Consider the following 11,742-nt stretch of genomic DNA (forward strand, 5'->3'; position numbering starts at 1 on the left):
TTGTTAGCGAATCAAAAAGTTTTGGCAATTGTACCGGCGCGGGCCGGAAGTAAACGTATTCCGAATAAGAATACTGTTGAAATTGAAAAAAAACCGTTGATTGTCTGGAGTTTGGAAGCTGCTAAGAAATCCCGATATATAGATAAAATTGTGATAAGTACAGACGATCCTAAAATCATTTCGATCGCAAAAGAGATCGGAATCGAGATACCTTTTATTCGACCTAAGGAATTATCGGAAGATTCGACGCCAACGATCGATGTATTAAAACATGTAATACAATTTATGCGCGAGCGTGGTGAAGTTTTTGATCTAATCATATTGCTGCAACCTACTTCTCCACTAAGAACGCATGAAGATATTGATGCTGCCTTGGAAGAAATGTTATCAAAGAGCGCAAATTCGATCATTTCAGTAAACGAAATGGATCATCCCGTTGAGTGGATTAATACTCTTCCAAGCGATTTATCTATGGTTAACTTTTTAAAAAATAAAGAAAAAAGAAGTCAGGAATATTTAAAACAATATAGATTAAATGGGGCAATTTATATCTCGAAGACATTGCCTCTATTAGAGCAAAACACCTTTTTTCAAAGTGAAAAAACTTATGCATTCATAATGGAACCGGACAAATCGATCGACATTGACACTCCTTATGATTTGAAAATAGCATCCTTACTTTTGAAGGAACTTCATTCATGACCGTTCGTATTATCCCTAGACTTGATATAAAAGGTAAAAATTTAGTTAAAGGAATTCATCTAGAAGGACTTCGAGTATTGGGATCACCAGATGCGTTTGCTCGATATTATTATGAGTCGGGTGCCGATGAGCTTTTATATATGGATGTAGTAGCCAGTTTATATGGTACGAATAATCTATCCGCTCTAATTGAACGGACAGCGAGGGAAATTTTTATACCTTTGACCGTAGGTGGTGGGCTGAGGAATGTGGAAGACGTAAATTCCGTACTCCGCGCTGGTGCGGATAAGGTGTGCCTAAATACTGCTGCAATTAAGAACCCTCAAATAATTCGAGATCTATCCGAAAAATTTGGTTCTTCCACCATCGTAATTGCAATCGAAGCTATTCGACAACCGGATGGGCGTTATTTTGCTTTTATAGATAACGGAAGGGAATACACCGGTTTGGAAATTATAGAGTGGGCTACTCGGATTGAGGAATTAGGAGCGGGGGAAATTCTAATTACTTCAGTGGATATGGAAGGCACGGGTAAAGGTTTCAATATCGATTTGATATCTCAGGTCACGAATGCTGTTAATATTCCTGTGATTGCGCATGGTGGGTGTGGTCAAAAGTTACACGCAAAAGAAGTCTTTGATAAAACCGGAGCGGATGCTATAGCAGTAGCGTCTATGTTTCATTACGATAGTCTTGATAACCATCGACTTTTATTCGAACCTGAGCTTGAGGGAAACATCGATTTTTTGAAAAGCGGAAATTCTTTCAAATTGATTGATGAAATCAATATCAGTGAGTTGAAGGATTATTTGGTTAGCCAAAAAGTGAATTGTCGAAATTGAATTTATTATGAGCACTAATATTGCAGAAAAAAATCCAAAAATTTCCATTATAGATTATGGACTCGGAAATCTTTTCAGTGTACAGCAAGCTTGTGAACACGTAGGTTTACGGACACATATCACGCATGATAAGAAATTCATCTTGAGCTCGGATGCCGTTATATTGCCCGGGGTTGGCGCTTTTGGAGACGCAATGAAAAATTTAACTTCCCTAGGGCTCGTAGATTCGATTCGGGAATTTGCGGAATCCGGTAAACCCTTGTTGGGAATTTGTTTAGGAATGCAGTTGCTCTTTTCAAAAAGCTGGGAATTTGGTTTCCATGAAGGATTAAAAATTATTTCCGGTGAAGTAGTAAGAATCCCTAACGAAACGAATGGAAAAGGAAAATTAAGAATTCCGCATATTTCTTGGTCGAAAATTTTCGATAATAAGCCTGTCAGTAATTGGATACACACTCCGTTACATGAAGTTGCTCTGAATTCCTTTATGTATTTTGTGCATTCTTTTTATGTAAAACCAGACTGTTCTGAGAATATTCTATGTTTAACGGATTATGAAGGATTCGAATTTTGTTCTGGCGTAAAAAAAGGAAATGTGTATGCGTTTCAATTTCATCCGGAAAAAAGCGGGAAAATTGGGCTAAAAATTTACGAAAATTTTAAAAATCTAATACATCAATGTGCGAGTGAATAAATGAGAGCTGTTGAACCTAAAAATGTAAAGACAAGATATAATTTACCGGAAGAAATCAGATTTTGTAAAAAATGTACGATCTCAAATCAGCGTCCTCGAATCACGTTTGATGAAAACGGAGTATGCTCTGCTTGTAATTACGCTGTTTACAAACAGACGAAGGTGGATTGGGCGTTACGGGAGAAGGAATTAAAGGAGTTATTGGAAAAGCATCGTAGGGATGACGGTAATTATGATGTTTTGGTTCCATCGAGCGGCGGAAAAGACAGTGCGTTTATCGCTCATGAATTAAAATATAAATATGGAATGAATCCTTTGACCGTAACTTGGTCACCTCATTTATATACCGAAATCGGCTGGAAAAATTTTCAAAACATGATTCATATCGGAGGATTGGATAATATATTATCAACTCCTAATGGAGCGATCCATCGAAGACTCACAAAGTTGTCATTCGAGGTGTTAGGGGACCCGTTTCAACCTTTTATCTTCGGTCAGTATAACTATCCGCTTCAGATTGCGGCTATCCATAAAATTCCTTTGGTTATGTACGGAGAAAACGGAGAGGTGGAATATGGAGGGGATATGAAAAACGCCTATACGCCAACTCGGGATTATCGAGGTGACCAAAAGAAACATTACTTTTCCAATCTTCCTCCCGAAGAAATGACAGAATATGGCATTTCTAAAAATGACCTTTTCCCTTATTTATCTCCTCCTTTGGAGGATCTGGATAAGATTAACACGGAAATTCATTTTTACGGTTATTACAAAAAATGGGTTCCGCAAGAGAATTACTATTATTGTGTCGAGAATACCGGTTTTACTGCAAACCCGGTAAGGAACGAAGGTACGTATTCTAAGTACGCATCGTTAGATGACCAACTCGATGGTTTTCATTATTATTTAATGTTTATCAAATTCGGAATTGGTCGTGCAACTTCTGATTCTGCACATGAGATACGAGATGGACATTTAACCCGAGAGGAAGGGGTACAGTTAGTGCGGAAATTTGACGGAGAGTTCCCAAAAAAATATTTTGATATCTTTCTAAAATACTGTGATATTACCGAAGAGTATTTTAATGAAGTGATCGATAGCTGGAGAGGTGAGCACATTTGGAGTAAAGAGAATGGCGTCTGGAAACTGAATAAGCAGGTCGAATAGTGGACATTTTAACTATTGGATTTGGATCGATCGGTTCACGGCATATTCAATCTTTAGTAGATTCGGTTTCAGAATTGAATCGGATTTATATATTAGAGTTATCGGACGAAAGCTACGAACAAAGTATAAAACGGATTTCCTTAAACCTGGCAAAGGTCATAAGAATTCGGGACCTATCCGAATTAGGGGAAAAAACTGTAGAATTGTGCATTATCGCCACAACGGCTGATGTACGTTATGATGTGATGATGGAGCTTTTAAATACCAAAGTATCAGTTAAGTATATGCTCCTTGAAAAAGTTGTCTTTCAATCGCTTGATCAATTTGAAAGAGCAATTATGAAAATGAAAGCTAAAAATATTGCGACATTCGTAAACTTTGTCTACCGTTATTATCCTAATATGATTCTTTTAAAAGAAAAATTAAAGGAAAAGTCAAAGCGATTGAGTATGCAAGTAATCGCCGGCGACATTGGTTTAGGATGCAACGCAATTCATTACATGGATCTTTTTGAATATTTAACCAATTCGAAGATATCCGAGTATTCCTCTCTTTTGAATGAATCCCCAAAACCTCATAAGCGAGGTTCAAGATTTCGAGAATACACGGGTGTTCTGAATTATAAGAATTCGATAGGCGATAATCTTTTTCTCTACTTTGATTCAAGTAACGATTTTGCTCCTACAGTAAAAATAGATATTGAAACAAGTCTGTATTTATTTTCCGAAGGCGAGAGGAGTGAATATCAGTATAAAGTCGGACAGATTCCTGAAAAAAGAAAATATCATATGACTCCGACAAGTCAACTGACCGCTTCGATTTTTCGAGATATGCAACTCTCAAAATGCAATCTTCCGTTGCTTGAAGAAACATACAGAACTCATAGGTTTTTATTTTTACCTATATTTGATCTATTGCAAGTAAGAAATACAAACGAGCATCTATGTCCAGTTACATGATATCAAAATATCGGAATGATTTGAATGAATTTCAAGATGAAATAATATTAATTGGTACCGGCTATATGGCTCGCGAATATGCAAAGGTACTTAAGGCTCAAAATAGAAAGTTTTACGTAGTCGGTAGAAGTGTAAAGTCCTGCGATTCATTTACTAAAGAAACAGGGGTAATTGCGTTTTCCGGTGAAATTGCGAATTTTGATTTCTCGGGAAAAAAAATTTCAAAGGCTGTTATCGCTGTAAATGAAGATCAATTATTTAACGTTACCAGAACTTGCATTGATATTGGAATAAAAAGTATTCTTTTAGAAAAACCTGGATCTTTGTATTTGAGCAATCTCATTGAACTCAGTGAACACGCAGAAAGTGCGAAGACGGATATTTATATCGCTTATAATCGAAGATTTTATGCGTCCACTTTGAAGGCTATAGATATTATTCAAACATCCGGTGGAGTATTATCTTTTAATTTTGAATTTACGGAATGGAAAAATAAGGTAGAAAATTTTGGTTTTTCGAAAGAGATATTGGCTAGTTGGTTTATAGTAAATTCTTCGCATTTGGTTGATCTAAGTTTTTTTCTTTGTGGAGATCCAGAAATTTTTAATTCATATAAAGTATCACACATTGATTGGCATCCTGCCGGTTCGATTTTTTCGGGAGCAGGTAGGACAAAAAATAATGCTTTATTTACTTATTCAGCCAATTGGCAATCCGCCGGATCTTGGGCTTTGGAAATCAATACTCAAAAGGAGAGACTAATTTTTAAGCCTGTAGAAAAGCTAAAATTTCAGAAAATCGATAGTAGGGAAGTAGAAGAATATCAACTTGAAGACGAGCTTGATTTGTTATATAAGCCTGGATTATTCAGACAAACATATTTCTTTTTAATTAACAAAAAAAAAGATTTTTGTATGCTGAAAGATCAAATTGAAAGATTTGGAATATATAATAAAATACTAAATCCGTAATTTTATGATTAAAATTTTTAGCATCTCCTTTTTGTATAAGTTGAAGAAGTCATTTGAGAAGATTCGAAATTATTTCTATCGATTCATTATAAAATATAAGCTGCCGATCAAAATTCATCCGATTTATATTTATTATCCGCATCATTTCGATTATTCAGGCATGCTTGAGTTTCGTCCGTTTGTGATGATGATGCATGAAGCGAATTTTAGGTCCAAAGCGATAAATACAGATGAGTTTGGCCTTCGTGAGCAATATTTTAAAAAAACCGGAGAATTTCTAAAAATTCGGCAACTCAAGAGAGATTTAGATCATTGCAATCTTATAACTGGCGGAAGCACCGTTTTCGGAACAAATGCTTCATCGGATAAGGAAACAATTGCATACCATCTATCAACGGACGTACCTTTTATAAATTTCGGTATTCGAGGAGGAACGAGTCAACAGGAAGTGATTGAATTCTTACTTCTAAAGAAGTTTTTGCCGACTTTAAAGAATATAGTACTTTTATCAGGTATTAATAACTTCTCACTGGCGTCGATCAATGCGCCAATTCAATTTCCCGAATTTGGATCAACGTTTTATCAGGATATTTTTTTCGGTAAAGATTTTATCGTATCGAAAAATCGTAAGATTCCTAAGCAAAATTTCAAAAGAAAACTTGAGATACTAACTTCTATTTTATTGAATGATTTGGATACTTGGAAAGGTTTGCAAACATCCGGAAATTCTAAAGTACATTACGTATTGCAGCCTGTGGTTGGCTGGACGCAAAAAAAATTGACCCATCTTGAAAAGTTATGCATTGACGCTGACATAAAGATTTTCGGTAAACTACATGAAATATACTGGGATCAGGAATTGTATGTTGAATATTCACAGACAATTCGAAATGCCTGCGAATTATATGGGATTGAGTTTCATGATTCTAACGAATGGTTGAACGATCCTCGCTTTGAAAACGAAACTGTTTTTACGGATATTTGTCATTTGACGGACCATGGAAATTTAATTTTAGCAGAATTACTGTCTAAGAAATTAAAGTGGGTAAATTGAAATGGGAATCATTGTTAGAGCGTTTAGTAAAATCTATATTTTTTGTCTTTATCATTTTAAAGATATCTATGAGTTGAATTCGAATGAAGATCGAGACCTAAGTGTAAGTGATTCAAATTACCCGTTCTATTAAAGGACTAAGTGTTATAATAATGAAAATTTTTTATTGGATTATTTCCTTATTTGCAAAAAAAAAATCTAAAGAATTAGAGACAAATTGGAACAAAGAAGAAAAATTCTCTAGTCCATATTCAGCTTATTAAATTAGAATTTATGTATATACTCGGCATTTCAGCATATTATCACGATTCGGCAGTCTGTTTGATTGAAGATGGTAAAATCGTTTTTGCAGCTCAAGAGGAACGGTATACGCGGAAAAAGCACGACCCAAATTTTCCGATTAATGCCTTAAAGAAAGCGTTGGAATTTTGCTCGATAAGCGTAGACGAAATTTCATACGTAGGTTTTTACGAAAAACCTCATTTGAAATTTCATCGGCTTCTTCAAAATTTTGCAGATTTTTATCCACAAGGAAATCAGACTTTTTCAAAAGCTATTTCTACTTGGATAGACTTTAAACTGTGGATCCCGGAGATTATAAGAAAAGAGATAATCGCACTATCCCCATCCAGAGCAAAAGATATGCTTTGGGATGGGAAAGTAATTTTTTCTGAGCATCATAAATCTCATGCGGCTTCCGCCTTTTACCCTTCTCCGTTTAAAGAGGCTGCCATTCTCGTAGCGGATGGGGTCGGCGAATTTGCTACTACTAGTATGTGGTTGGGAAAAGAAGATGTTCGATCCGTTCCGACAATTTCCTTTTTGAAGGATATGCATTTTCCGCATTCATTAGGTATGTTATATTCTGCTTTTACCTATTATTTAGGTTTCAAAGTGAATTCTGGGGAATATAAAGTAATGGGATTAGCTCCTTATGGAGAGCCAAAATACGCGAAACAAATTATCGATCGATTTGTAAATTTAAAATCGGATGGTTCTTTTGAGTTGAATATGGATTATTTTTCATTTCCGTACGATGACGTTATGATTCGTGAAGGTTTTGATGAGGTAATGGGTTTTCCGCGAAGAAAGGCTGAAGACCGATTAGAACCATTTCATTTTGATATTGCTGCTTCATTACAATCAGTTTTAGAAAATATTTTATTAGGTATAGTCAAACATATTCATAAAGAAACTAAGATGGAGAACTTATGTATGGCCGGTGGAGTCGCATTGAACTGCGTCGCCAATGGAAAAATTTTCTATAATTCTGGTTTCAACGATATTTGGATCCAGCCTGCCGCTGGAGATGCAGGCGGTGCCGTTGGCGTTGCTTATTATATATGGCATGAAGTATTAAAAGAACGTAAAGCAGTCCGAAAAAACCAATGTGACGATTTGATGTCGGGCTGCTATTTGGGTGAATATTATCATCCCGACGAAGTTAAAAGTGAATTGATAAAAAGACAAATTCCTTTTCAGGAGATTAAAAGAGAGGAGTTTTCAAATGTAGTATCCGATCTCCTTACTGAAGGAAACGTTATCGGATGGTTCCAGGGTAGAATGGAATTTGGTCCTCGAGCTTTAGGAGGGCGCTCTATCATCGCGGATCCGCGTTCAAGGGATATGCAAAAAAAACTGAATTTAAAGATTAAATTTCGCGAGTCCTTCCGACCTTTCGCTCCTTCAATTTTATGGGATAGGGTACAAGATTGGTTTGAGCTACTCGGAAAACCTGATTCAAAGCTGGTTAATGATCAGAAGGGATATGCTTCTCATTATATGTTAATGGTGGCTAGTGTTAATCAAGATCGATCGATTGAAATGTCCGAAAAGGAAAAAGCATTAAATGGTATTGACAAACTAAATGTAGTACGTTCAGAGATTCCTTCCTGTACGCATGTCGATTACTCTGCCAGAATTCAAACCGTTAGGAAAGAGTATAATTCCGCATTTTTCGAATTGATCGATTCTTTTTTTTATAAGACTGGAGTTCCAATTCTTGTCAATACCTCATTTAATGTTCGAGGTGAGCCAATTGTTTGTAGACCGATGGATGCGATCAATTGCTTCTTGGGTACTCATATGGATTACCTCGCGATTGAAAATATTATCGTCTCCAAAAAGGATATCCCTTCATCCATGTTACTTGATTACAAAGATAAGTTTGATTTGGATTAGTTCGAAGCGAAAGAACAATCGTAGTTAGAGTTTGAGCCTAAATTTAATCGTAATTTTATTTAAGTGCCTTTATTTAAAATTAAAAATATAGTCGACCGAATACGTTCTCTTGAATTCGGTTTTTCTGAGATACTGCTTCATTATCGAAATTATCTCTTCGGTGCCGGCTCGATTGCAATTATCAAGTTTATATCTATACCAGTATATACAACTTATCTTACACCGGATCAATTTGGTTATTTCTCTCTTTTAGAAAGCTATAGTCAGCTTTTAATTATAACGATGACATTGAATTTGCACGCTAGTATAGGTAGGTTTTCATATGATGAACGTGCCGATTATAAGATCTTTTATGGATCCGTGATCGTTGGCTGCTCGGTAATTCTTTTTATCTGTTCAACATCGTTCTTATATTTTGAAAAAGAAATTGGAAAATATTTAAAGTTACCGGTCGGATTGATACGTTTTATTCCTTTGATTGTTTTTTTTGGGGTAGTTCAATCCTTTTTTGTTCAAACATTACAGCCTCAAAAAAAAAGCGGAATAATATCGATTGCTTTACTTATTTTACATCTATTGACTTTTATATTTTCCTTCTTTTTGTTGGTATTGGTTCAGTGGGATAATGCGCCATATTATGCTCTTGCTTTTGGTCAAGTTTTTGCGTTTTTCATTGCATCAATTTTTTTTATTTATTCTATCCGCGAATCGATCGTTTTTCGTTTCAGAATTCAGCTATTTCGAGAAGCAGTCTTTTATTCGTTTCCGCTTCTTTTTTACACTCTGAGCGGTACAGTTATTAATCAGATTGATCGCGTTATGATAAATCATTATCAAGGCCCCTTTGAAACGGGTTTGTATAGCGCTGCTTCGGATCTTGGGATGTTTATGGGTACTTTTCAGGCTTTAATAAATAGCGCTTGGTACCCTTTTTACTTTGAGTATATGAAGAATGCAGATTATATTTCACATGACCGAGATGTTCGATTTAATTTTGCGATCATTGCTTTTTCTGCTACTGCATTTATTTTCTTTTCGAAGGAATTCTTTTCATTGCTTACTCATTCTAATTATCATGTTGCTCATACAGTAATACCGATTGTGATATTGTCTTATGTTTTTCATTTTCTATTTTATGTATATGGTGGAAGAAATATCGACTATTTAAAAAAGACAATATATTTATCAGTAATTGTTTTTATCGCGGCGCTGATCAATATTATATTGAATTTTTTATGGATTCCAAGTTTTGGTTATGTTGCCGCTGCTTATTCAACATTGATTTCATATATATTGATGATGGTGATGGCTTATATAGTGAATCGGTTTTTGCTTAAATTGCATTCCCCTTCTTTCGCTTTTTTCGGTACGGCACTATTAGTTTTAGCTTTTGATATTTTCATTTATAATTTTCTCTTTCTGGAAGCGATTGAATATGATAATTTACTGCCTAGATTCTTTCTGTTGATTTTATCCGGACTTCTTTATTTTAAAGATACTGTCGTCTCTTTATGTCGCCGTTTTAATTTTTCTTGAATGTTTCAGAAGAGTCGATCTAAAAAAATGATTCGATGTCTTTCGATTTGTCCCGTTTCTCTGATAACTAAAATACTTAGAGCTTGTCCCAAAACTTTCTTGTACATAAATCTCTAAATGTAATATATAGAGAATGAAATCGCAATTAGGACATTTAGATATTCCGGAGCCGATCTGGCTCAAATTAAAGCAGTTACTTCCTAAGGATAGAAGAATCATTTCTAATGGCGGACGACCTCGCTTAGATGATAGGACGGTGCTTGCCGCAATATTTTATCGAGTTAAAACAGGAGTTCCTTGGCGATATATGCCTCCGATGTTCGGCAGCAAATCGACTCTTCATCGAAGATTTCAAGAATGGGTAGAAGCAGGTATTTTTGATAAAATTCATAAAGAAGCTTTAAAGCTCTATGATCATTCTATAAAGATCCGAACGAAAAGAATGGCGGCGGATGGAAGTCAAGCGAGGGCTCCAAAAGGGGGCTTTTCACCGGACCAAATCCGACGGACCGTGGTAAAAGAGGCGTTAAAAGACATATACTCGTTGATCGATTAGGGGCACCAATTTCTTTTGTGATCTCTCAATCCGGGACCCACGATTCAAAACTTCTCGCTTCGACGTTAGATAACTTTCGATTTTTTAGAAATAAAAAACGTTTGAAACCCGAGATATTGTCCCTCGACAAAGCCTATATTGGACAAGCGATTAAGAACAATCTAAAAAAAAGAAGAATTCGATATAGAATTCCAAATAAAAAGAATACAAAGATTCCTGAATATATTCGACCCTTAAAAAAGTTTCGGTGGGTCGTTGAGAGAACTTTTGCTTGGATTAATTCTTTTCGAGCCGCTAAAACATGTTGGGAATTTAAAGAAAATAATTACATGGCAATTTTCAAAATCACTTTTACTCTGATTCTCTTAAGAATGGTTTTGAAGTAGTTTTGGAACAAGCTCTTAATATCGATCGATTCTTTAAATTATTTGTGAGTATGATTCAATAAAAATGAAAATTTTGGCGATTGGAGCCCATTTTGATGATGTGGAACTTGGATGCGGAGGAGCATTGTTAAAATGGAAAAGTGAGGGACACCACGTTGCAATTTACGTTGCAACTAAATCCGGTTATGAGAGTGAATCCGGAAATGTAATTAGAAGTAATTCGGACGCTCTTCGAGAAGGAAAAGAAAGTGCATTAAAAATTGGGGCCGAACTTTTCGAAGGTAATTTTCCGACCTTTCATATCGAGGCAAACGAAGGATTACATAAAAGTTTATTGAACGTTTTGGATCATTGTTCTCCCGATCTTTTACTCGTTCATTGGAATGGCGATGTGCATCATGATCATAGAGTTCTTGCGGATGCAACACTTCATGTTTCAAAACGGGTCCGAAAAATTATTTTTTATCGAAGCAACTGGTATCAATCGGCACAAAATTTTACTGCAAATTACTTTGTGGATATAACTGCTTATCTTGATCAGAAAGTTGAGCTGATCAAGATTCATCAATCCGAATTCAAAAGAACCTTTGGGAAGTGGGAACGTTATATTAAATCGCAAGCCGAATACTACGGTTTTATTGCCGGATGCAGTTATGCAGAAGGCTTTCATGTTTTACGATGGTTGGAGTAAGTA

11 protein-coding genes are annotated in these 11,742 nt (G+C 35.6%); all 11 read left to right on the forward strand.

Going from position 1 to position 11,742, the window contains the following annotated elements; all coding sequences use genetic code 11:
• The 11 genes from LFX25_RS07170 to LFX25_RS07220 all read left to right on the forward strand — a co-directional run bounded on the left by LFX25_RS07170 (position 1) and on the right by LFX25_RS07220 (position 11,739).
• Positions 1–702 (forward strand): acylneuraminate cytidylyltransferase family protein, encoded by a 702-nt coding sequence (locus LFX25_RS07170; RefSeq protein WP_238729615.1) that lies wholly within the window; start codon positions 1–3, stop codon positions 700–702.
• Positions 699–1,544, forward strand: coding sequence for an imidazole glycerol phosphate synthase subunit HisF (gene hisF, locus LFX25_RS07175; RefSeq protein ID WP_238729616.1), 846 nt, complete (start codon positions 699–701; stop codon positions 1,542–1,544). The genes LFX25_RS07170 and hisF overlap by 4 nt, the downstream gene beginning before the upstream one ends.
• 7 nt (positions 1,545–1,551) lie before the next feature.
• Positions 1,552–2,238 (forward strand): imidazole glycerol phosphate synthase subunit HisH, encoded by a 687-nt coding sequence (gene hisH, locus LFX25_RS07180; RefSeq protein ID WP_238729617.1) that lies wholly within the window; start codon positions 1,552–1,554, stop codon positions 2,236–2,238.
• Positions 2,239–3,405: an N-acetyl sugar amidotransferase gene (locus tag LFX25_RS07185; protein WP_238729618.1), complete on the forward strand. Its 1,167-nt coding sequence runs from the start codon at positions 2,239–2,241 to the stop codon at positions 3,403–3,405.
• Entirely contained in the window at positions 3,405–4,364 is a 960-nt protein-coding gene (locus LFX25_RS07190) for a Gfo/Idh/MocA family oxidoreductase (protein ID WP_238729619.1), read from the forward strand. Before LFX25_RS07185 ends, LFX25_RS07190 begins: the two co-directional genes overlap by 1 nt.
• A gap of 20 nt (positions 4,365–4,384) precedes the next feature.
• Positions 4,385–5,335: a Gfo/Idh/MocA family oxidoreductase gene (locus tag LFX25_RS07195; protein ID WP_238729621.1), complete on the forward strand. Its 951-nt coding sequence runs from the start codon at positions 4,385–4,387 to the stop codon at positions 5,333–5,335.
• 4 nt (positions 5,336–5,339) lie between these two features.
• Positions 5,340–6,389, forward strand: coding sequence for a hypothetical protein (locus LFX25_RS07200; protein ID WP_238729622.1), 1,050 nt, complete (start codon positions 5,340–5,342; stop codon positions 6,387–6,389).
• 273 nt (positions 6,390–6,662) lie between these two features.
• Positions 6,663–8,570, forward strand: coding sequence for a carbamoyltransferase family protein (locus LFX25_RS07205; RefSeq protein WP_255717766.1), 1,908 nt, complete (start codon positions 6,663–6,665; stop codon positions 8,568–8,570).
• A 63-nt stretch (positions 8,571–8,633) separates the two neighbouring features.
• Positions 8,634–10,106, forward strand: a complete 1,473-nt coding sequence (locus LFX25_RS07210; RefSeq protein WP_238729626.1) for an oligosaccharide flippase family protein — start codon at positions 8,634–8,636, stop codon at positions 10,104–10,106.
• 133 nt (positions 10,107–10,239) lie between these two features.
• Positions 10,240–11,048 (forward strand): IS5 family transposase gene (locus LFX25_RS07215; protein ID WP_238729627.1). Its coding sequence is split into 2 segments (ribosomal slippage): positions 10,240–10,591 and positions 10,591–11,048, totalling 810 coding nucleotides; the frame shifts between segments, so codons are not numbered across the junction.
• Positions 11,049–11,112: 64 nt separating this feature from the next.
• Positions 11,113–11,739: a PIG-L deacetylase family protein gene (locus LFX25_RS07220; RefSeq protein ID WP_238729629.1), complete on the forward strand. Its 627-nt coding sequence runs from the start codon at positions 11,113–11,115 to the stop codon at positions 11,737–11,739.
• Positions 11,740–11,742: the final 3 nt, after the last annotated feature.

The organism is Leptospira sanjuanensis (assembly GCF_022267325.1).
Classification (GTDB): domain Bacteria; phylum Spirochaetota; class Leptospiria; order Leptospirales; family Leptospiraceae; genus Leptospira; species Leptospira sanjuanensis.